Source organism: Flavobacterium sp. Root186 (assembly GCF_001428525.1).
Lineage (GTDB): Bacteria > Bacteroidota > Bacteroidia > Flavobacteriales > Flavobacteriaceae > Flavobacterium.
In genome coordinates, this window is the sequence record NZ_LMHW01000010.1 from 1,074,576 (window position 1) to 1,095,466 (window position 20,891).

19 protein-coding genes and 3 tRNA genes are annotated in these 20,891 nt (G+C 35.0%); 7 read left to right on the forward strand and 15 right to left on the reverse strand.

All coding sequences use genetic code 11. The features are described 5' to 3' along the window. Nucleotides 1-236: 236 nt before the first annotated feature. The 4 genes from ASD98_RS08520 to nirB all read right to left on the reverse strand — a co-directional run bounded on the left by ASD98_RS08520 (nt 237) and on the right by nirB (nt 6,009). Nucleotides 237-2,048 (reverse strand): ATP-binding protein, encoded by a 1,812-nt coding sequence (locus ASD98_RS08520; RefSeq protein WP_056202754.1) that lies wholly within the window; start codon nt 2,046-2,048, stop codon nt 237-239. A gap of 67 nt (nt 2,049-2,115) precedes the next feature. Continuing rightward, entirely contained in the window at nt 2,116-2,700 is a 585-nt protein-coding gene (locus ASD98_RS08525) for a DUF4202 domain-containing protein (protein ID WP_056202756.1), read from the reverse strand. Between the two features lie 144 nt (nt 2,701-2,844). Beyond that, nucleotides 2,845-3,222, reverse strand: coding sequence for a nitrite reductase small subunit NirD (gene nirD, locus ASD98_RS08530; protein ID WP_056202758.1), 378 nt, complete (start codon nt 3,220-3,222; stop codon nt 2,845-2,847). A 273-nt stretch (nt 3,223-3,495) separates the two neighbouring features. Beyond that, nucleotides 3,496-6,009 carry a nitrite reductase large subunit NirB gene (gene nirB, locus ASD98_RS08535; protein ID WP_056202762.1) on the reverse strand — a complete coding sequence of 838 codons (2,514 nt, stop codon included), beginning with the start codon at nt 6,007-6,009 and terminating at the stop codon, nt 3,496-3,498. Nucleotides 6,010-6,277: 268 nt separating this feature from the next. Here nirB and ASD98_RS08540 point away from each other — a divergent pair, with 268 nt between their 5' ends. Next, nucleotides 6,278-7,057, forward strand: coding sequence for an META domain-containing protein (locus tag ASD98_RS08540; protein ID WP_056202765.1), 780 nt, complete (start codon nt 6,278-6,280; stop codon nt 7,055-7,057). Nucleotides 7,058-7,171: 114 nt separating this feature from the next. Continuing rightward, entirely contained in the window at nt 7,172-7,603 is a 432-nt protein-coding gene (locus tag ASD98_RS08545) for an META domain-containing protein (protein WP_056202769.1), read from the forward strand. A gap of 109 nt (nt 7,604-7,712) precedes the next feature. On the opposite strand, the gene ASD98_RS08550 is transcribed toward ASD98_RS08545, so the two are convergent. Further along, nucleotides 7,713-8,990, reverse strand: a complete 1,278-nt coding sequence (locus tag ASD98_RS08550) for a DUF2130 domain-containing protein (RefSeq protein WP_056202773.1) — start codon at nt 8,988-8,990, stop codon at nt 7,713-7,715. A 392-nt stretch (nt 8,991-9,382) separates the two neighbouring features. Next, nucleotides 9,383-10,270 carry a LysR family transcriptional regulator gene (locus ASD98_RS08555; RefSeq protein WP_056202777.1) on the reverse strand — a complete coding sequence of 296 codons (888 nt, stop codon included), beginning with the start codon at nt 10,268-10,270 and terminating at the stop codon, nt 9,383-9,385. A gap of 231 nt (nt 10,271-10,501) precedes the next feature. Here ASD98_RS08555 and ASD98_RS08560 point away from each other — a divergent pair, with 231 nt between their 5' ends. Then, nucleotides 10,502-11,209, forward strand: a complete 708-nt coding sequence (locus tag ASD98_RS08560) for a trans-aconitate 2-methyltransferase (RefSeq protein WP_056202781.1) — start codon at nt 10,502-10,504, stop codon at nt 11,207-11,209. Nucleotides 11,210-11,308: 99 nt separating this feature from the next. Here the strand turns inward: ASD98_RS08560 and ASD98_RS08565 are convergent, their stop codons facing one another. The 4 genes from ASD98_RS08565 to ASD98_RS08580 all read right to left on the reverse strand — a co-directional run bounded on the left by ASD98_RS08565 (nt 11,309) and on the right by ASD98_RS08580 (nt 14,511). Further along, entirely contained in the window at nt 11,309-12,286 is a 978-nt protein-coding gene (locus ASD98_RS08565; protein ID WP_056202783.1) for a zinc-dependent alcohol dehydrogenase family protein, read from the reverse strand. Nucleotides 12,287-12,298: 12 nt separating this feature from the next. Next, nucleotides 12,299-12,577, reverse strand: a complete 279-nt coding sequence (locus ASD98_RS08570; RefSeq protein ID WP_056202786.1) for a putative quinol monooxygenase — start codon at nt 12,575-12,577, stop codon at nt 12,299-12,301. Between the two features lie 2 nt (nt 12,578-12,579). After that, on the reverse strand, nt 12,580-13,185 hold the full coding sequence (locus tag ASD98_RS08575) for an NAD(P)H-dependent oxidoreductase (protein WP_056202789.1): 606 nt from the start codon (nt 13,183-13,185) through the stop codon (nt 12,580-12,582). Between the two features lie 339 nt (nt 13,186-13,524). Continuing rightward, complete coding sequence (locus ASD98_RS08580; RefSeq protein WP_056202793.1) at nt 13,525-14,511, reverse strand: aldo/keto reductase; 987 nt, start codon at nt 14,509-14,511, stop codon at nt 13,525-13,527. A gap of 119 nt (nt 14,512-14,630) precedes the next feature. Between ASD98_RS08580 and ASD98_RS08585 the strand changes: the two genes are divergently transcribed. Further along, nucleotides 14,631-15,476, forward strand: a complete 846-nt coding sequence (locus tag ASD98_RS08585) for an AraC family transcriptional regulator (RefSeq protein ID WP_056203304.1) — start codon at nt 14,631-14,633, stop codon at nt 15,474-15,476. Nucleotides 15,477-15,597: 121 nt separating this feature from the next. On the opposite strand, the gene ASD98_RS08590 is transcribed toward ASD98_RS08585, so the two are convergent. Beyond that, the gene (locus tag ASD98_RS08590; RefSeq protein WP_056202797.1) at nt 15,598-16,359 is read right to left on the reverse strand and encodes a C40 family peptidase; all 762 of its coding nucleotides are present in this window, start codon (nt 16,357-16,359) and stop codon (nt 15,598-15,600) included. Between the two features lie 71 nt (nt 16,360-16,430). After that, complete coding sequence (locus ASD98_RS08595; protein WP_056203307.1) at nt 16,431-17,609, reverse strand: acetyl-CoA C-acyltransferase; 1,179 nt, start codon at nt 17,607-17,609, stop codon at nt 16,431-16,433. Nucleotides 17,610-17,850: 241 nt separating this feature from the next. Here ASD98_RS08595 and ASD98_RS08600 point away from each other — a divergent pair. From ASD98_RS08600 to ASD98_RS08610, 3 genes are all read left to right on the forward strand, one after another. Next, nucleotides 17,851-17,934: transfer RNA gene (locus tag ASD98_RS08600), tRNA-Ser, on the forward strand. An 89-nt stretch (nt 17,935-18,023) separates the two neighbouring features. Beyond that, nucleotides 18,024-18,098 (forward strand) — tRNA-Pro (locus ASD98_RS08605). 34 nt (nt 18,099-18,132) lie between these two features. Next, nucleotides 18,133-18,206: transfer RNA gene (locus ASD98_RS08610), tRNA-Arg, on the forward strand. 253 nt (nt 18,207-18,459) lie between these two features. Here ASD98_RS08610 and ASD98_RS08615 read toward each other — a convergent pair. From ASD98_RS08615 to ASD98_RS08625, 3 genes are all read right to left on the reverse strand, one after another. Next, entirely contained in the window at nt 18,460-18,825 is a 366-nt protein-coding gene (locus ASD98_RS08615; RefSeq protein ID WP_056202800.1) for an antibiotic biosynthesis monooxygenase, read from the reverse strand. After that, nucleotides 18,825-19,802, reverse strand: coding sequence for an NADP-dependent oxidoreductase (locus tag ASD98_RS08620; protein WP_056202804.1), 978 nt, complete (start codon nt 19,800-19,802; stop codon nt 18,825-18,827). The genes ASD98_RS08615 and ASD98_RS08620 overlap by 1 nt, the downstream gene beginning before the upstream one ends. Before the next feature lie 99 nt (nt 19,803-19,901). After that, nucleotides 19,902-20,717 carry a helix-turn-helix domain-containing protein gene (locus tag ASD98_RS08625; protein WP_056202807.1) on the reverse strand — a complete coding sequence of 272 codons (816 nt, stop codon included), beginning with the start codon at nt 20,715-20,717 and terminating at the stop codon, nt 19,902-19,904. Between the last annotated feature and the right edge of the window lie 174 nt (nt 20,718-20,891).

Below are 20,891 nucleotides of genomic sequence, written 5' to 3' on the forward strand. Positions count from 1 at the left end.
TATAAAGAAGACGCTAATATACGTAATTTTTTAGATTTTAATTTCTAACATTAAAATTTCTAATGTTAGAAATTCCAAATTACACAATTGTCAGGCTCAGCGAAGCCCACGCAAGCAGATCAGTAAAGATTGGGGATTTACTTTACGAGGCTTCGACTTCGCTCAGCCTGACAAACGAAAAATTAGACATTTATGTAAATTATCAAATTGTCAAATTATCAAATTGCCACATTATCTCATTTAAGAATCGGAATATTAAAAGTAATTCTCGTTCCTTCTCCTGGAATTGAGTTGATGAAAACACGACCGTTGATGTATTGAATTCTTTCTTTCATAAACAATAATCCCATTCCGGATTCGCTGTTTCGTTTTTTGTCTACTGAATTGATGTCGAAGCCTTTTCCGTTATCATCGACAATAATGCTTAAAAGCGTTTCGCTATGTGAAAGCCCTACAATTATATGCGTTGAGTCGGCGTATTTTATGGCGTTGTTGATGGCTTCCTGAGTTAAGCGATAAATATTGATTTCGATTAGGGAATCTAAACGCTGGTCGAAATCGGTTTTGTTGTAGAAAAGGATTTCTTTTCCGGTTAATTTTGAAAGTTCCTGCGTCAATTTTGCCAGAGAAGAAACGATTCCGTGATCGCTTAATTCCGGAGGCATTAAGTTGAAAGTTGCCGTGCGAACACCTTTTATAATGTCTAGAGAAAGCTTCTTTAAATATTCGATTTTTTGTTCCGATTTTTCTCTGTCATCTAAATTAATGCTTTCTAAACTAAACTTTAAACCTGTCAGCATTTGGCCGATACCGTCGTGAATTTCTTTGGCGATTCGGTTTTGTTCGTTTTCTTGATTTTCGACAATTTTGCTTGAAATAATCTTTTGCTGATTGATTTTTTCGGTAATATTTTCAAGATTCAAACGTTCAACTTCTCGCTGCGCTTTTTTACGTTCTGTAATGTTGAAACAAACAATTAAAAGTTCTAATTCATCTTTTTTAATTGTTACGGGAACCATTGATAAATCGAGCCAAATGTTTTTTTCGTCTCTGTTTAGAATTTTGATTTCGCCCTGCCAGCCGCTTCTTTGTTTTTCGAAAATAAGGCGGTCAATATTGATTTGCTCTTTTTCATCAATAGTTAAAACTTCAGAGAATTTTTTGTTGGATGAAAATTTGGTATAATTTAAAAGTTTGGCAAATTTTTCTCCAATATGAATAATCGAACCATCAGGTGCTATTCGGCAATAGAGTAAAGTGTTCTCCATTGCGTAATTGAGCGATTTTAATTCTTTAACTGAATTTTCTTTGATTTCGCTGATGATTTCGGTATCGTACGCCAGTTTTAAAGCTTTCTTTTCAGAAGCTAAAAGCCTTATAATTAACCTTTCTATTTTTTTATTTGTAGGTTTAAAAATGAAGAAGAATTCTAAGAGAAGTACCAATAGTGTAAAACCAAAAATCCAATATTCGATTTTGCGTTGTTCTGTGACTTTTTCGTGTGCTTCGAGATCGTATTGTGTTACAATCTGATTCATTTTTGTAAGGAAAGAACCTTCGTTTTTTAAAATTATCTCTACAAACTTTTCATTTTCTGCAGATTGTTTTTTCTGTTTTAAATTCAATAAAAACGAATCGGTTGTTTTAGCAATTTTGTTGAAAATCGGATTGATTTCAAGATATAATTTATGTAGTGTTTCTGATTTTTCTTTTGGAAAAGCCAAGCTGTCGCTGCCGTTTTCGAGTGCGTTTTGGTTTTTTTTCCAAAGAGATAAAACATCTTGTAAATGTGAGATTTGTTTATCAGAAGCGGTATCAGAAACGTAATGCAAAATCAGAACTTCTTTTACGATTTTCTGGCTCAACATTCTTTGCTTTCCCGAAAAGTTGATGATTTTAGAATCGCTTAACTGCTGATTCAGATTGTATTGAACTAAAACCTGACTGATGATTATGGTTAAGGCAATAGTAAGAAGTGCAAAAAAATACAAACGGCGTAAATTTTTGAATGTGATTTTATCTGCAGCTTCCTGATTGCTTTTTTTCATTCGAAGATAATATTTGTCTTTCTATAGGAAAATGGAATTCGCTTTAGGCTCATTTCATATAATCAGTTTACAATCCTAAAGAAGCTTTTATAAGATTCAGGTTTTCTTCAGAATAATTGATTTTTAAGGCTTCCTGATGTCCTTTTTCAGACATTTTATCCCAGGTTTTTTTGATGATGTTTTTTAGTTTTTCTTCATCGTGTTTGTGAACAAAAGGCTCTAAATAATATTCTAGAAAGACGAGGCAAATAACGTCTTCAAGTAATTGAGTTTCGTGGTCTTTTTTAAGTAATTTTTTCTCTATTAAAAAGGAAACGCGATCCATAAAAGTCTGATCGTAACCTGCTTTTTGCAGAATTTCGGCAGTAGTTTTAGCATGAAATTTTTTCAATTCTTCTCTCCATTTCAAATAACCTACACGATCTATTGGGTACGATTCGCGGGCAACTTTCCATCGGCAGATGTGCTGTGCTTTTGAAGCAATCTGAATTTCTTCTGAAGCATTAGGTTCAAATTGCATCAGTCTTTCGTACATCCTGTCCGAATACAATAATTCTTTTGGATATTCTTTGTTTTGGTCGGTTTCGATGTTTGGATCCTGAGCATTTTCGGCATCAATCCATTCGCTTGCTTTTTGAAAAGGTGTAGTCATTTTTTGGTTTGATAATAGATTTCAAAGATACGTAAATTAGTAGAAAAGTCGAAAGTCGAAAGGTGAAAGTGAGATGAAAGAAGCAAGAAGCGAGATGATAAAAGTTTTTCAAATCTTGTTTCTTGTTTCTTGCCTCTTAAAAGTCTAATCTACAAATCCAACGAAAACTTCGTCTTCAATAACCTTAATTGGATAGGTTGCAATTTTTAAATCATCGCCATTTAAGTTAGAGCCATCGACTAACGAAAAGGTTTTTTTATGCATAGGACAGGCAATTTTCGGAATATCATCAGTAGATCCTGTCATTCCCCTTGAAAGAACCATTTCCATTTTGTGCGGACATGCGTTTTGGCAGGCATACCATTCGTTACGGCGTGTAAAATTAAAAATTGCAATCTGTTTGTTTTTGTATTTAATGCAGCCGCCGCGATTGGTCGGGAAATCTTCAACTTTGCCTGCTTTAAACCAAATTGTTGCATCGCTTGGATGGACTGTTTCGTATTGATTTAAGATTTCTTCCATTGTAATTTTGTTTTGATTTCCTGTTTCTTAGCCCTCTTTTTACAATCAAGAGAGTTTTGATGGCGCAGTAAAAAAGAGGGTAAGAAGGACAGCAAACGTTATTGATATTTTTTTGTTTTTTTGGAGCTTATTTTTATTTTTTGAAACACATAGAGACATAGACTTAAAATTGAAAAAAGAATTGTCAAAAGAAAATCATTTCTAAACTAGAGAAGTGAAAAACGTTTTTGTTGTTGCAAAATCTATGTCTCTATGTGTTTTGTATATTTTAATTTATGACCAGGCTTTTGGCGCTTTTTGATCTCTTAACGGAACAAAAACTGCATTTTCGTCTTTCTCGTCTGAGTTTACAAAATGATTAAAACGTTTTAATAATCTTGGTTTTTCCAGAACTTGTTTCCATTCGCATTCGAAAGTATTAACCAAAGTCTGCATTTCGGCTTCAAGCGTTTCGCAGATTCCTAAACTGTCTTCGATTATTACTTGTTTTAAGTACTCTAAACCGCCGTCTAATTTTTCTAACCAGGTTGAAGTTCTTATCAGCGGGCCAGCAGTACGGATGTAATACATTAAGAATCGATCCATGTATTTGATAACGGTTTCTTTGTCGATTTTTTCGGCTAATAAAACAGCGTGTTTTGGATTCGCGCCGCCATTTCCGGCGATGTATAAATTCCATCCGCCTTCCACAGCGATTAATCCGAAATCTTTTCCTCGGGCTTCGGCGCATTCGCGAATGCAGGCCGAAACACCACCTTTTAGTTTGTGCGGAGAACGTATTCCTTTATATCTGTTTTCCAGTTCGATGGCAAATCCGGCGCTGTCGTCCATTCCGTAACGGCACCAAGCGTTTCCAACACAGCTTTTTACGGCACGAAGCGATTTTCCGTAGGCGTGACCGCTTTCAAAACCATTGTCGATTAAGATTTTCCAGATTTTAGGCAGATCACTTAAATGTGCCCCAAATAAATCAACTCTTTGTGCTCCGGTAATTTTAGTATATAAATCGAATTGTTTTGCCACTTCGCCAATAACGATTAATTTCTCAGCAGTAATTTCACCTCCGGCAACTCTTGGAACTACAGAATAAGTTCCGTTTCGTTGAATATTAGCCAAAAATCTATCATTTGTATCTTGAGTCGTAACGTGTTTGTTTGCCGTATCGTTATAAATACTGGAGAAAATTGAAGCAACAACAGGTTTGCAAACTTCGCAGCCGTCGCCTTTTCCGTGATGATCCAGAACATCATAAAAGTTTTCATATTTATTGATTTTCACTAAGTCGAATAATTCCTGACGAGTGTAGCTAAAATGTTCGCAAATCACTTCTTTAACTTCTTTTCCAAGTGATTTTTGAGTGGCTTTAACCAAATCTGAAACCATTGGTTTACAGCCGCCGCAGCCAGAAGTTGCTTTGGTATGTTTTACAACATCAGAAAAACTAGAACAGGTTTCATCTAAAAGTGAACAGCAGATGGCGCCTTTGGTAACATTTTCGCAAGAACAGATTACGGCTGTATCCGGTAAATCCATTACGCTTCCTAAACTAGAACCTTCAGAACCGTCGCGAGAGCCTAAAATCAAATCTTCCGGGTTTTTAGGCAATGCCATTGCATTGTTGTAAATCTGGAAAAGCGAATTGTAATCGCTTGCATCTCCAACTAAAATTCCGCCTAACAGCGTTTTAGAATCTTTGGTAACATTGATTCTTTTGTAAACGCCGCTTAATTTATTCTCATAAATAATGGCTGTTACGTTATCATTTTCGATAAAAGGATCACCAAAACTCGCAACTTCAACACCAATTAATTTTAATTGTGTTGACATATCGATGGTTTCTCTCATGGTTTTAGAACCATTTAAGATTTGCTCGGCAGCAACATCGGCCATTTCGTAACCTGGAGCAACAAGTCCGTAAATGTTTTGATTGTAAAGTGCCGCTTCGCCAATAGCATAAATAGAAGGATCTGATGTCTGCATTTGATTGTTTACCACAATTCCGCCTCTTAAACCCACTTCAAGTCCTGAAACTCGAGCTAATTCATCGCGAGGTTTAATTCCGGCAGATATAACCAACATGTCTACTTTTAACAATTCGTCGTCAGCAAACATCATTCCCGTTATGCTTTCTTTTCCATCAATATATTGCGTTGCTTTGTTAAGATGAATGCCAATATTTAATTCTTCAATTTTAGCTTGCAGCATATCGCTTGCACCTTTATCTAATTGTCTCGGCATTAAGCGTGGAGCAAATTCTACAACATGCGGATTCAATCCTAAATCTCTAACTGCTTTTGCAGCTTCAAGACCTAATAAGCCTCCGCCTAGTACAGCCGCTTCGGTTGCGCCTTTTTGTTTTATTTTTTTAGCATAAGCCATAATAGCGTCTAAGTCTTCTATGGTTCTGTATACAAAAACACCTTCCTTTTCAACTCCGTCAATTGGCGGAACAAATGCTGATGAACCTGTTGCTAAAACTAAGTAATCGTACGTATGTGTTTTTTCTAAATGTGTATGTATTGTTTTTTCAGTACGATTTATATCCGTAATTAATTCAGATGTATTTAGAATAATATTGTTTTCAGCGTACCATTCACTAGTTGACAATGATAAGTCATCTGCGGTTTTTCCTCCAAAGTATTCACTTAAATGAACGCGGTCATAAGCACGTCTTGGTTCTTCACCAAAAACGGTAATCTGATACTTTTCCTGTCCTGATTTTGCGATGAACTTTTCACAAAACTTATAACCAACCATGCCGTTTCCAACTACTATTACTCTAATCATGATTCCTTTAATTAAGTATTACTACGCAAATATAAGTATTAATACTTATAAATATACGTATTGTGTTTATTTTTTTAAGTAGAAATTATTTTTATTAAATACGTATTTTATCTTAATCTTTTACGTAGTGCGGGTTTTCAGCGAAATATAACATTGGTAATTATTTTAAATTTGAAAAGATTCTAAATAAGAAATTCAAAATAATGTCGTAAATTCATAAGAATTTTACTTGTATTTTGTTAAAAGATGTTATTTCAAATAAAACGTTATGAAAAATATATTTTCACTTTTGCTTTTACTTTCTTTAGTGGCAAGCTGTAAATCTACAGCCGGCAAAACTTCGGATACACAAACTATTTCTGAATACGGAATTCAGGAAGATGAAATGAAGTATTATTTTACTGCAACCGGAAATAAACCGTTTTGGGGCTTAAAGATGGGAAATGATGATATTGTGTTTACTTCTTTGATTCCGGGAAAAGAGAAACTTGTTTTTGCACCTGTTGACGCAATCAAAGCGATGGATGCGAACGTTAAGATGTATAAAGTGAGCAATGAAACTTCGGCTGCAGCCATTACAATTCAGCAGGTAGATTGTCAGAATTCAATGTCGGGAGCTATTTCACCTTATAAAGTTTCAATCGAAATTAAAATCAATTCAGAATTAGAAACTAAAAAAATCGGTGGCTGCGGAAAATATAATACCGATTATCGTCTGCATGATATTTGGGTTTTAGAAGAGCTTAACGGTTTTAAAGTTTTTATTACTGATTTTCAAAGAGAATTACCGCGAATTGAAATCAACTCTTCCGAAAATAAATTTATGGGTTACGGCGGATGTAACGCCATCAGTGGGACTATTTTTTATGAAAAGGATTTGCTTCGATTCTCTAAAGTTATTTCAACTTTAATGGCTTGCGCGCCTGGAAATAAAGAAGGGGAGTTTACCAAAGCACTGCAAAATACAACTACTTATATTATTGAAAATAATAGATTGACGTTGTCTAATCCTTCAAGTAAGCTTTTAGTTTTTAAGAAAGTAGATTGATGTTTTTGAATTTTAAAATGTCTTATAATGGTTTAAAAATAACTTATAACACCATAAAAACGACTTAAAGCAGGAATATTTTTGTAAAATAAAACTTATAAATATTTATTTTACATGAAAAAGATTTTAATGTTGTTTATTGCAGTATCATTAGCTTACAGCTGCAAATCAAGTAAGGCTGCAAATTCGGTAGCTGTGACTAATGGAAATGCAATTGAAAAAAAATTACAGCAAACCTGGATTTTAGAGAATTTAAACGGAAAAGTAATTACTGATAAAGATTTTTCAAACTCTCCAAAATTAGAAATGACTTCATCTGGTTTTTCTGGCTCAACCGGATGTAACGGTATCAAAGGAAGTTTGGTGTCAGATGGAGCAGGAAAACTTAAGTTCCCTAATCTTACTTCAGAAACAAAAAAATGTGATTCAAAAAAAGAAGGTGAATTTATGCAGTTGTTAAGAACGACCTCTGGTTATTCTATTGAAAATAACAAGCTTTATCTTTCTAATCAGTTTGGATTGACGATGTCTTTCAAAAAAGGTTAACTAAAAATGAAAGGCTTCGAAATTAATCGAAGCCTTTTTTATTTTGTGTTGAATTCCCTGCGTTCAACGGATTAAAATCCTTTCAAAAAAGTGCATATTTTTTAATGTATTATTCCAATTCTTTTGGATCTTCGTTTTCTTCTTCAATAAAATCCAATTCTAAAGCTCTTACAGTCTGAACAGCATTTCCTGCAATTCCACGAATTGAACCGTACATTCCTAAAGTGTTGTGAACCACTTTTTCGATTTGTTTTTCGCGCTGTTTCCAAATTCTCTGCATGGCTCTTTTTTCAGCATCAAGATCGCCTTGCATTTGCGTAAAACCTTCTACAATTCCTTCAATCTGCAAACGGAATTCGTTGCTTGTTAAAAAGTCGTATAACATCGACATTTTATCGCCTTTGTTTTCCTGCGCCTGAACGGCCTGGCTTACCTGAATTAATGATTGGCGTAAAACGGCGCTTAAACCTTTAAATTCTTCATATGTACAAATCCATATTCCGTCACGCATTCCCATACGTTCCATTCCGGCCGGCATAACTTCGGTTACCAAAACTCCAATATTGGCTCTTTTAGTTCTGATATCGTTTTTAAACTTTTCTATCCAAGATGGCTGAAAAGCTTTTGTTCTTTTACTTTCGTAATAAATAGATCCACAATTTTGCAGTTCTCTTGTGTTTACAATTTGAAGACAATCAGCACCATTTGCACCTTTTTTAACTTCATCAATGCTGTCAAGAGGGAAATTATTCGCCAGCCATTCTTCAATCGCTAATTCCATTACTTCGCCTTGTAACTGCATAGAACCTTGTTCCTGCTTGCGTTTCATTTCTTCGATCAGCTTTTTTTGATCGTCAGATTGTTTTTGGTATTCTTTGATTTTTAACTCGTTTTTTTCTTCTTCTTGTTTACGAATTTTATCACGTTCTAAAACTAAAGTGGCGTTTAATTGTTTTTGAGCTTCGGCTTCAATCGCTTCTTTCATTTCCAGTTTTTCACGCTGCAATTTTGCAATTTCACCGGTCATTTTATTTAATTCGCGAAGTTTCTCTGATTTTTCAGATAGTTCCTTTTCCATCAAAAGCAAACGATCTTTGTTTTCTTCGTCGAGTTTGGTTTTTAGTTTTTCGGTAATTTCTTTTTCGACTGTTTTTTTCTCACGCTCTAAACGTTCGGCAAAAAGTTCATTTTCCTGTTTCTTCTTGGCTTCAAATTCGGCTTTTGCTTTTTCGAGCTGCTCGTTTTTAAGTTCTAATTCTTTATTTTGAATAGTAGCTTTTTGTTGAAATTCTTTGCGTATACTATCTTCTAATTGATGTTTCAGTATGTCATTTACATCGATATTAGTTCCGCAATTTGGACACTGAATTGAAGATTGCTCTGCCATTTTTATTGATTTTATTGTGTAGAATTATAATTTGCTAAGGTATTTAAAAGTTCTCTTTTTATATGTGAGATTGGTGTGATAAATTGTAACGATTTTTTATAGCCACGAATTCACGAATTTTCACGAATTGGTTTTGATTAATCTCGTAAAGGCGTGAAGGTGCAAAGTTTTTTTTAGCCACAGATTAAAAAGATAAAAGGATTTTTTGAATTGCCTCCAGCTTTAGCTGGAGGTGTAAAAGTTGAATTAGAAAAGGCTTTAGCCAAACAACTGCGGATTTGGCTAAAGCCTTTTAAATTTAATTCTTTTCCCATCCAGCTAAAGCTGGATGCAACTTATAAATAAAAACGTTGCGTCTCTGCGACATTGTGAGATTAATTTCAACACAAAACTTAGTGTGAACCACTTTTATTCAATAAAAATTCAACAGCAGATTTTATGATTTCAGAGCCGTCTTCTTTTGATGTAATTATCGAAACATCTGTACGTAAATTGACTTTTTTCAATTCAATAAAACCAATTTCCGGATCTTGGTTATGTTTTACGATATTCGACGGAACAATCGAAATTCCTAATCCGTTTTTGACTAATTGTACGATTGAATTAATATTATTGGCTTCGTGAATTATCTTCGGCGTAAAGCCATAAAAGGCACAAAGTTCTAATAAAACTTCATGATAATGTGGAGCATAATCTTTATTGAAAAACACGAAAGTTTCATCTTTTAGATTTAAAATTTCTTTCTCAGATTTTAATTGGATATTGTTTTTGTTGTAAACCAATGAAAATCCATCCTGAAACCATAAATGTGATTGTATTTTGGGAGATTTTATGGGAGAACGAATTATTCCCATTTCAATTTTTCCTTGCTCTAGAGCTGTAATTTGTTTGGTTGTAGAAATTTCAAAAAGCTTGAAATTCACGTATGGAAATTGTATTTTTAAATGTTTTATTAAATCTGAAATAACTGCCGAATAAATGGAACTGATATAGGCGATTCTGAATTCACCTGAAACATTCTCGGCAATCTTTTTTGTTTTTAAAGATATGTGCTCCAAATTCTGAAAAAGTGCTTTGACTTCTTTTTCAAAATATTTTCCAGCTTCGGTAAGTTCTACTTTTTTATTGTTCCGAATGAAAAGTTTTGCCTGAAGTTCTTCTTCCAGTTCCATAATCTGACGGCTTAATGGAGGCTGCGAAATAAAAAGTTTTTCTGAGGCTTTAGTGAAGTTCAGTTCTTCGGCTACAGCCAGAAAATATTTTAGATGACGTATTTCCATGATACCTTTAAAGTATTGTTAATTGATAAAAATAGTATTTTTAAAGTATTTATGAAAGAGATAGTTTTGAAAAGAAAAAATAAGTCTCTCGCAGTCCCGATAGCTATCGGTAGCAGATTGAGCAGATTATTAGTTTAGATAAAATCATCTTAATCACAATATTCCGATCAATAATAGCAGAAGGATTCACTTAATCTGACTAATCTGCGGGAGATTAAAAAAACAAGAACTATGAAAAAATCAACTATTACAGAGATCAAAGAACGATTTGATAATGATGTCGAACGGTTTTCAAATTTAGAAACAGGACAATTGTCTACAATTGACGCTAAAATTTCGTTAGAATTAATTACGGAAGCTTCAAAACGAATTGTTCCGAATGCTTCAAATGTTTTGGATATTGGATGCGGTGCCGGAAATTATACTTTAATGATGTTGTCTAAATTACCAGATTTAAACTGCACTTTGGTCGATTTAAGTTTGCCTATGTTGGATAAAGCTTTAGAAAGGGTTTCGGCTGAAACAAACGGAAAAGTTGAAATTAGACAAGGCGATATTCGCGAAGTTGAATTGCCTGAAAATCATTTTGATATTATTTTAGCCGGAGCGGTTTTGCACCATTTAAGAGGTGATGAAGATTGGGAAACGACTTTTGCTAAAATATTTAAATTATTAAAACCGGGTGGATGTTTTATGATTTCAGATTTAATTACACAGGATACGGAATTGTTAAACGAATATACCTGGCAGCGATATGGCGAATATTTAGAAGGAATAGGAGGGGCTGAATATCGTAAAAATGTATTTGATTATATCGCCAAAGAAGACACGCCAAGATCAATGAACTATCAATTGGATTTGATGAAAAAAGTGGGTTTTACAAGTGTAGAAATTTTACACAAGAATATGTGTTTTGGTGCTTTTGGCGGGATTAAATAAATTAAAGTTTGCCACGAATTTCATGAATTAGCATGAATTTTTTATGTTCAAAATTTAAAAATTAATTCGTGAAAATTTGTGAAATTCGCGGCAAAAAAATTATAGAATATCTACAACAATTTTTCCAATCGCAGAACCATCGCTAACGGCTTTGTGCGCTTCTATAGCATTGTCTAAAGTAAAAGTTCTAGGATCAATTAGTGGTTTAAGTTTTCCTTCTTCAATTAATTTTGTTGTTTCTTTTAAAATATCGCCATGATGTTTTCTTCCTTCATTACCAATCATTGGACGTAAAACGAAAACACCGTGTATACTTGCAGAACGAAGCGAGCTTGTTGCCAAAGTATGAGTTCCAAAGGCATAACAGCTGCTGATTTGCCCGTAATGACGAATCGCTTTAAATGAATCGTCAAGAGACTGACCTCCAAGGGTATCGTAAATAACATCAAAACCTTTTCCGTTTGTGTATTGATTTACGTAATCTTCAACGGGTGTGTTTTTATCAATCGCGGTTGCTCCAAAACCTTTTACAAAATCTGCTTTTTGAGAAGAAACCGTTGCGTAAACATCGGCACCAAAAATTTTAGCCAGTTGTACAACCATGTGTCCAACTCCGCCAGCTCCGGCATGAACCAAAACTTTGTCGCCTTTTTGAACTTTTGCTCTGTCAATTAAACCTTCCCAGGCTGTAAGTAAAACTAACGGAATTCCAGCAGCTTCTTTCATGGTTAGATTTTTTGGTTTTATAGCTAATAAATCAGCATCAACTGCAGTATATTCTGCTAAAGTTCCCTGAAGACCAAGAACGCCGCCGGCAAGCCCGTATACTTCGTCACCAACTTTAAAATCAGTTACGTCTTCGCCAATTTCTTCAATTACTCCGGCAAGATCTGTTCCCAAAACAGCTGGTAAAACAGGCGATGCATAAGGTGAAAGTCCAAGGCGGATTTTGTTATCGATTGGGTTTACACCGCTTGCGTGTATTTTGACTAAAACTTCTCCTTTTTTAGGAGCTGGTTTTTCAATCTCAGTTTTTACGAATTCAGATTCGTATGTATTTGTGAAAAGTGCTTTCATATCTTTACTTAATTAAAGTATTTGGATTGTTTTGTAAACCTGAATTGGTGCAGAAGTTAAGGCTTCGCTTTTAGCAATAAAATCTTGCAAATACGTTTGATTGTTATGAATATCAAGTCCCGCCTGATCTTTCCATTCTTCCCAAATAATGAAAACATTCTCGGTTGCGTGAAGATCATAACGAACGCAGGCTTCTTCTTTTCTGGTTTGTGTAACCAGATTTTGAATCAGGGTTTTAACTTCTTCAAGATTTTCCTGTTTACTTTTTATAATTGCGGTGATAGAGATCATGATTATAAGGTTTTAAAGGTTTCTTCTAAATGTTTGGTGTAATTTTCTTTGAAGATGACAATGTTTTCTGCAGTTGCACCTTTTTCAACGTCGTGGAAATGGAAACTGTTTAGTTTTTCCATACCTACAAATTTATTCATTTTATGGAAACCAAACATAACTCCTTCGTCTACAGATGTTTCTTCGAAAAATTCTCCCGGAAGTGTAAAGGCAGTTGCTGGCGCATTCCAACTTGTAGTCAGCATATATTTACGTTCGTGTAATTGTCCGCCTGTTCCGTAATTGATGTCAGGGTTTACTCGGCTTCTTCCGTCGCTTTTGTAAATTCCTTTTTGGTGTCCGGCTGTGAAAACGTCGTCGATATATTTTTTGAAAAGATTTGGTAATTGAAACCACCAAACCGGAGTGTGATATACTACAACATCTGCCCAAACGAATTTTTCTACTTCTTTGTCTAAGTCAAAATCTTGTTTGATATCGGTTGTTTTAATTTCGAATTTGTTACTGTTTTTTAAGTATTCGATTGTCCAATCGGTAACGGTTTCGTTGAATTTTCCGCCTGAATGTGCAAAATTTTGACTTCCGTTGATGATAAATATTTTCTTCATTTTACTTTTTGTTCTGATGAATTCGGGTTGCGTGAGGGATAGGAGTGGAAATCCTTTTGTGCCGGGGTTCGGCACAAAAGATTGGAATGGATAGCCCGGCCCTTGGGACACGCCCAAATTCTAATTATTTAATTTTTTGAGATTTTTTTTTTTTTTTGAAACACATAGAAACATAGATTTTCTTTTTCTAAAAAGGTATTGAAAGAAACTAGTTTCTCACACATAGTTCTCAAAGTTGTCATTCCGAGTAATGACAAGATTGTGCAGACTATGTTTGTTAATGCAAGTAAAACGCCTTTATCGATAAAGAAAAATCTATGTTCCTATGTGTTTAAAATATTATTGAAGTTTAGAAATTGCCTGATTAATAAAGTCAAGTTCTGAAGCTGATAAATCGAAATCCATTGCTTTTGCGTTTGAAATCGCTTGTTCTGCGTTTCTTGCTCCGGCTAAAACAATTGTGATTCCTTTTTGTAAAGTTGTCCAGCGTAAAACCAATTGTGAAATTGAAATGTGTTTTGCATTTGCCAATGAACTTAATTCTTCGACTAATGTTTTTACTTTTTGAAGATCGAATTGTCCAAAATAACCATTTCTATGATCGTTTTCTTTTAATTTGCTGTCGGTGAAATATTTTCCGGTTAACAAACCCCTTTCCATTGGGCTGTAAGCAATGATTCCGATGTTTTCCTGAATAGTAAGCGGTACTAAATCAGTTTGAATTGCCTGATTCAGCATACTAAACGGAACTTGATTTGAAGCTAACTGAATTGTTTTTTGTGCTTCTTTAATTTGACCAGCATTGTAATTACTAACTCCGGCAGCTCTGATTTTTCCTTGCTGAATAAGAGTTTCTAAAGCTTCCATAGTTTCCTGAATTGGAGTAGTGGAGTCTGGCCAGTGAATTTGCAATAAGTCGATATAGTCTGTTTGAAGACGTTTTAGGCTTTCTTCAACTTCTTTGATTACGTTGTTTTTTGAAGCGTATTTATAAATTGGTAATTTTTTTCCGTTGTCTTCGGCATCAAAAAAGAAATCTCCCTTTGCGTTATTGCTTCCGTCCCAAACCAAACCAAATTTGGTTAACAATTGTACTTTTGAACGATCTTGAGATTTTAAAGCTTCGCCAATCATTTCTTCACTTAAACCAAATCCGTAAAAAGGAGCGGTGTCGATTGTGGTTACGCCGTGAGCGATTGATGCGTGAATAGAGTCGATTGAGTCTTTCTTTTCGTTTCCGCCCCACATGTTTCCGCCAATGGCAAATGCACCGTAAGTTATGGTTGATAATTCAAGTTCTGAGTTGCCTAATTTTCTATATTCCATGATGTTAAAATTGATGTCTTAAAATTATTTGACAAAATTATACCATTTTTTTAACTGTTAAATTGTATAAATTTGTCTTTTTTAGGTATATTTGCATCCTGAATTAATTCTTCATGATTATGAAAAAAGAAAATCTATACGAACCGTTTACAGTATCTTTTGAAACATTGGATGAATATCCGGATGTTGGAGATCGTCATAATTTCTTTGAATTGGTTTATATTCTGGGCGGAACCGGAACGCAGTGTATCAACAAAAATATTTTTGAATATGATGCCGGACATATGTTTTTATTGACGCCTGAGGATTGTCATAATTTTACAATTGAAACCAAAACGAAGTTTTTCTTTTTGAGGTTTAATGATATTTATCTGAAGAATTCGAGTCTCCAAAATGAGAATATTCAGCGTTTAGAATATATTTTGCAAAACGCCAATCATCAACCGGGTTGTATTTTAAAAAATCATGCCGATAAATGTTTGGTAAAAGTGATGGTGGAAGCGATTATTCGTGAACATCAGGATAAAGATGTTTATAATAAAGAATTGATTCAGCAATTAGTTAATACGTTGATTATTATTGTGGCAAGAAATATTGCGAAGTATTTACCGGAACAGGTAAATATTAATTCTGAAGCAAGAGCGATGGATATTTTGCAATATATTCAGACGAATATTTATTATCCTGAGAAAATTAAAGCAGAATCTATAAGTGATTATTTTGGAATTTCGAACACGTATTTAGGGCGTTATTTTAAGAAACATGCCAGCGAAACCATGCAGCAATATATCAGCAATTATAAAACGAAGCTCATTGAACATCGTCTGCAATTCAGCGATAAACGTATTAATGAAATTGCGTATGAATTTGGTTTTACGGATGAAAGCCACTTTAATAAATTCTTTAAGAAACAACGAGGAAATAGTCCTTCGGAGTTTAGAAAGACGATTCGTATTAGTGCGTAAACACAGATTGCACTAATTTGCACGAATTTTTTTAGCCACAGATTTCACAAATTAAAAGGATTTTTAATCTGTGTTAATTCGTGACTCGAGCGATAGCGAACAGGCGAAACAAATTGGTGTGTTAAATGATTTTCTTGATTACACGTAGTTTGTGGGTGTGTTTGTTTAATTCTGGATTGTAAATTCCGGTGTGATCTAAACGGTCAATACGTACTTTTCCACTTGCGTGAATGATGTAATTATTTTCCATAATGATGCCAACATGAATAATGTTTCCTTCTTCGTTGTCGAAAAAAGCTAAATCACCAACTTCACTCTCTTCAATAAAACTTAAAGATTCTCCTTCGAGTGCCTGCTGAGATGCGTCGCGATGAATTTTATATCCGTTTAGTTTGTAAACCATTTGTGTAAAACCGGAACAATCGATTCCGAATGGTGTTTTCCCACCCCATAAATACGGAGCGTTCAAATACATGAAAGCGGTATTTATTAAGGCACTTTTTGGTTTTGTGCCACTTGTTTTTGTTCCCTCAAAATCAAAATTAGAAGTGTTGATTTCGCTGTTGTTCAGAAAAGATAAAGATGCTCCAAGCGGAATTGGAAGTAATAGGTTGTTAGGTGCAGTGATATAATCAATTAAATCAGCATTCAAAATAATGGCTTCTTTGCTTAACTGACTGTACTGTTCCTCAGAAATTACCTGATATTGTTTAGAATCTACCCAGCCTTCATAATCATCAAACTGAATTTTTATTCGTGCCCATTGATTTTGGCGTTCTAAAATTTCGATGTGTTCACCAAACAAAAGTTGTGTAACGATTTCACTTCTGTCACTAGGCTCAGATCGAACGGGTACTATGGCAAGATTGCAGATTCCGAACATTTAAGGTAATTTATAAGTTAAAAATCAGGAGTTATTAATCTGTAATAACTCCTAATCTTTTATAATATTATTTAAGCTCTTTCGATAACAATTGCAGATGCACCGCCACCGCCGTTGCAAATAGCAGCAGCTCCGGTTTTTGCATTGTTTTGTTCTAAAACATTTAGTAAAGTTACGATAATACGGGCTCCTGAACAACCTAGTGGATGTCCTAATGAAACAGCCCCGCCATTTACGTTTACTTTATCGTTATCAAGGTTTAAGATTTTTGAATTGGCAAGGCCAACAACTGAGAATGCTTCATTGAATTCGAAATAATCAACATCGCCAATTGCAATTCCTGCTTTGTTTAAAGCTTTTGGTAATGCTTTCGCCGGACTTGTAGTAAACCATTTCGGTTCTTGTGCAGCATCGGCATAACCTTTTATATAAGCTAAAGGTTTTAGGCCTAAAGCATTTGCCTTTTCTTCAGACATTAAAACTAAAGCTGCAGCACCATCATTGATTGTAGAGGCATTGGCGGCAGTAACTGTTCCGTCTTTTGTAAAAACAGCTCCAAGTGTAGGGATTTTGTCTAATTTTACATTTGTATATTCTTCATCTTTTGAGAATATAATAGGCTCACCGCGTCTTTGCGGCACTTCAACAGGAACAACTTCATTGTCAAATTTTCCGGTATCCCAGGCTTTTGCGCTTCTTTCATAAGATTGAATGGCAAAATTATCCTGTTCTTCACGGCTGATGTTGTATTCAGACGCACATAAATCAGCGCAAACTCCCATTGCGTTGTTATCGTAAGCATCTGTTAAACCATCTTTTTGCATTCCGTCGAGCATTGTTGCGGGACCAAATTTGTTTCCGGCACGCATTTGTACGTAGTGCGGAATTAAGCTCATGTTTTCCATTCCTCCGGCAACTACAATTTCTGCATCACCGCAAGCGATTGCCTGTGCGCCAAACATTACAGCTTTCATTCCAGAGGCACAGACTTTGTTTACTGTTGTGGCAGCAACTTCGTTTGATAATCCGGCAAAAAGGGCAGCCTGACGAGCTGGAGCTTGTCCAACGCCTGCCTGGATTACATTCCCCATGAAAACTTCATCAACTAATTTTGGGTCTAGGTTAATTTTTGAAAGGGCTCCTTTTATGGCAGCAGCTCCTAATTTTGGTGCGGGTACGGTAGATAACCCTCCCATGAAACTTCCGATAGGTGTTCTAACGGCAGAAACGATAACAACTCTTTTGTTCATTTTCTGTTTAATATTAGTTAATGTAGCAAATTTACTCTTTATTTGAATAAATTCAAATTTTGCGTCAATTCGAATGGATTTTAAATTTAAGATCAATTTTTTGTTAATTCTATTTGTTTGATTGTGAAGTGTTTTAAAAAAAAGTTTGAAAAAAGATAAAAAAAACCGCAAAAATAGTTGTGAGAAATAGAATGTTGTTCTACATTTGCAACCGCAAAATAGGACACGTTTCCTTGAGCTTGGAGAGGTGCCAGAGCGGTAATGGAGCAGATTGCTAATCTGTCGACGGGTAACCGTCGCCAGGGTTCGAGTCCCTGTCTCTCCGCTTAATTTTTGCCTCGGGGTGTAGCGTAGCCCGGTTATCGTGTCCCGATTGAGATCGGGAAGACCACAGATACGAATCTATGTCTAATTCGGGGTGTAGCGTAGCCCGGTTATCGCGCCTGCTTTGGGAGCAGGAGGCCGCAGGTTCGAATCCTGCCACCCCGACTAAAACTTTAAGCGATAAAGTTTTAAAATAAATGGACGCATAGCTCAGCTGGATAGAGCACCTGCCTTCTAAGCAGGCGGTCGAAGGTTCGAATCCTTCTGCGTTCACGAAAAGCCACTCAAATAGAGTGGCTTTTTTGTTTTATATTAGATTGGTTTTAATAGCAGCTCAGTAGGATGGAGCATCCTGATTTTTAATCTGGTCATATGTTATATTTAGGAAATACCGGAAATTATTTAGTGATGATTATGATCGTTTATTTTAAGTTGCTCAAAATAAATATTTATTTCGTAAAAAAACAAAAGCTGCCTCAAGGCAGCTTTTGTTGTAAATGAATTTGGGACAAAATTCAATAATGGGTCAAAATATTTTATCATAAAAAATAAATTCACCTTCTTTTACACTTTCTTTAAGAATCGATACTGTTTCGGCAGACAGCAAACCGCATAATTCCATACGGTTTACATTCCAGTTTATAGTATACTGATTCATTAACGGTTGTATTTTTTTCAGATGTTCCAAAAATGCGTTTTCATTGGCATACGCTTCTACTATTAGACAATCAAAACTGTTTTCATGATAATAAGTTTCGTGTGTTAGTACATTGCCAGGCTCTTCCGAAGCAACAATATTTTTCACTTTAGAAACCATTTGCTGAAATTTATCCCAATTCTCGGGTTTGATTGAAACTGAGGCATGAAGCCTTATTGTGGATAAGAATGACATTATGGTTTTACTATAATTTTTCCAACGGTGTTTTTTGACTGGATAGCAGCATGCGCTTTATGCATATCTTCTAAAGAAAAAATCTGTGAGATATGTGTTTTAACGATGCCTAATTCAAGCAGCTTCGCAATGGCCTGCATATCTTCAAAATAATTCTCTTCCGGATAACGCACATTCACTCTTATCACATCAATGTTCTTATCTTTTTTTGCTTTTTCGATGAATTCTGCGTCAGGATAAACGATAAGGCTTAATAATTTACCTCCGGGTTTCAATGCTTTAAGTGATCTTTCTATATGGTTGACATCATCACTCCAGACAGTATCATGAACGATATCGGCATCTGTTACAATCTCTTCAAAATTTTGGGTTTTATAGTCAATGAATTCATCAGCACCTAATCCTAATACGAAGTCCTTGTTTGCTTCAGAAGCGGCTGCAATGACGTGAGCACCAAAATGTTTTGCGAACTGAATGGCATAATGCCCAACACCTCCAGATGCTCCGTGAATGATAATTTTATCACCTTTTTTGACTTTCCCGTGGTCAACCACAGAAACCCATGCAGTAAGGGCTGCCATTGTTGCTCCGGCTGCTTCTTCAAACGAAATATTAGATGGCTTCAGGATCATTTCTTTTTCGGGTGCTGCGACAAATTCTGCGTAAGCATTTGCCTGACCGATAAATTTGAAATTGCCAAAAACCTCATCTCCAACATTTAATCTTGTGACAGATTTTCCAACCTGAGTTACAACTCCGGCTACATCCCAGCCAAGGATAATATTTTCTTCTGTTCCTTTGTATTGATACACCCAGTCAAAAGCTTCTTTTGTTCTTCTTACGAAGGCATCTACGGGATTTACTCCAATTGCTTTTACTTTTACGAGTACTTCATCTTCCTGAATGGATGGTATAGGGATTTCTGTAAGGATAAGATTTTCGGGCGCACCGATTTCTTTTAATACTATTGCTTTCATTTTATTATGATTTTATGAAGCAAAGGTATAAGTGACTGCTTAGCAAAACTTTGCTGTAAAAGTCGTTTTTGCTTTGTTGTACAAGTCAAGTTAGAAAATCTACTGCAGCTGGTTTTTTAGTGAAGTAGGAGCGTATCCAAAATGCTTTTTAAAGACAAAAGAAAAGTGCGACAAGTTTTCAAATCCGGTTTCTAAGTATACATCAACAGGTTTTCGTTTTTTCTCAGCAAGTTCGTAATGGGCTAATTCCAAACGCTTTTGCATAAGCCAATCTCTTGGTGTAGTTTTAAAAGCTCTCTTGAAATCACGATTGAAAGTAGAAAGACTTCTTCCTGTAAGATACCCAAACTTTTCCATAGGCATATTAAACATGAAGTGTTTTTCCATAAAATCCGGCAGATTAATTTTTCCCGGTATGGAGAAATCTGCTAAAAGATTATCGATTTCATTATCAATAGAACGGATAATTGTAATTGCCTCATCAATTTTCATAACGTCCAGTTTGTCCGGCAGTTCTTCAGTAAGGTCAAAATAAGGCTTTAAAGATGCGAAGAAACTGTCTAAAAGAGGATGTTTGCTAAATACCCTCGTCTTAAGAATTGGGCTTTGGGTAATTTTAAAGGCGTTTTTAGTATAATATTGTTCCAGATGATCAGTTGTCAATGTTAATACGATTGCTTTATAAGGCCTTCCATCTTTTGGTCTTTTTATTACAGAAGATAACTGATTACGAGGAAAAAGCATTGTTTGATCAGCTCCAAAAATATAAGATCTATCAGACTGTACAACTTGCATTTCGCCGGAAATTATGTGCACAAAAGAATGGAAATCAAGCATGATTTCGTCCTTGAAAAGAGTTTCCTCTGTCACCATATAAACAAATCTGGCATATTTGTTACTTTGCTGCTGTGCCATGTTAAACTAAAATTAAACCGTAGAAACGTAAAGATACTATTTTGAACTTTTATAAGAAAACAAATATAGGCTGACAAAAAAAGCTGAGCTTTGTTATACATGTCAAATTTTGTTTGTGGAAAAGAATAATTACTAAGAAAGAGTAGGAATGTTTACTTAAATTAATTTGTACTT

What these genes read in the sequence shown, in the direction of transcription:
- ASD98_RS08590 (WP_056202797.1), bottom strand. Translation starts at nt 16,359, where the DNA reads ATGTTCGGAATCTGCAATCTTGCCATAGTACCCGTTCGATCTGAGCCT.
- ASD98_RS08540 (WP_056202765.1), top strand. Translation starts at nt 6,278, where the DNA reads ATGAAAAATATATTTTCACTTTTGCTTTTACTTTCTTTAGTGGCAAGC.
- nirB (WP_056202762.1), bottom strand. Translation starts at nt 6,009, where the DNA reads ATGATTAGAGTAATAGTAGTTGGAAACGGCATGGTTGGTTATAAGTTT.
- ASD98_RS08545 (WP_056202769.1), top strand. Translation starts at nt 7,172, where the DNA reads ATGAAAAAGATTTTAATGTTGTTTATTGCAGTATCATTAGCTTACAGC.
- ASD98_RS08550 (WP_056202773.1), bottom strand. Translation starts at nt 8,990, where the DNA reads ATGGCAGAGCAATCTTCAATTCAGTGTCCAAATTGCGGAACTAATATC.
- ASD98_RS08595 (WP_056203307.1), bottom strand. Translation starts at nt 17,609, where the DNA reads ATGAACAAAAGAGTTGTTATCGTTTCTGCCGTTAGAACACCTATCGGA.
- ASD98_RS08625 (WP_056202807.1), bottom strand. Translation starts at nt 20,717, where the DNA reads ATGGCACAGCAGCAAAGTAACAAATATGCCAGATTTGTTTATATGGTG.
- ASD98_RS08555 (WP_056202777.1), bottom strand. Translation starts at nt 10,270, where the DNA reads ATGGAAATACGTCATCTAAAATATTTTCTGGCTGTAGCCGAAGAACTG.
- ASD98_RS08570 (WP_056202786.1), bottom strand. Translation starts at nt 12,577, where the DNA reads ATGATCTCTATCACCGCAATTATAAAAAGTAAACAGGAAAATCTTGAA.
- ASD98_RS08560 (WP_056202781.1), top strand. Translation starts at nt 10,502, where the DNA reads ATGAAAAAATCAACTATTACAGAGATCAAAGAACGATTTGATAATGAT.
- ASD98_RS08615 (WP_056202800.1), bottom strand. Translation starts at nt 18,825, where the DNA reads ATGTCATTCTTATCCACAATAAGGCTTCATGCCTCAGTTTCAATCAAA.
- ASD98_RS08565 (WP_056202783.1), bottom strand. Translation starts at nt 12,286, where the DNA reads ATGAAAGCACTTTTCACAAATACATACGAATCTGAATTCGTAAAAACT.
- ASD98_RS08575 (WP_056202789.1), bottom strand. Translation starts at nt 13,185, where the DNA reads ATGAAGAAAATATTTATCATCAACGGAAGTCAAAATTTTGCACATTCA.
- ASD98_RS08520 (WP_056202754.1), bottom strand. Translation starts at nt 2,048, where the DNA reads ATGAAAAAAAGCAATCAGGAAGCTGCAGATAAAATCACATTCAAAAAT.
- ASD98_RS08580 (WP_056202793.1), bottom strand. Translation starts at nt 14,511, where the DNA reads ATGGAATATAGAAAATTAGGCAACTCAGAACTTGAATTATCAACCATA.
- ASD98_RS08585 (WP_056203304.1), top strand. Translation starts at nt 14,631, where the DNA reads ATGAAAAAAGAAAATCTATACGAACCGTTTACAGTATCTTTTGAAACA.
- ASD98_RS08620 (WP_056202804.1), bottom strand. Translation starts at nt 19,802, where the DNA reads ATGAAAGCAATAGTATTAAAAGAAATCGGTGCGCCCGAAAATCTTATC.
- nirD (WP_056202758.1), bottom strand. Translation starts at nt 3,222, where the DNA reads ATGGAAGAAATCTTAAATCAATACGAAACAGTCCATCCAAGCGATGCA.
- ASD98_RS08525 (WP_056202756.1), bottom strand. Translation starts at nt 2,700, where the DNA reads ATGACTACACCTTTTCAAAAAGCAAGCGAATGGATTGATGCCGAAAAT.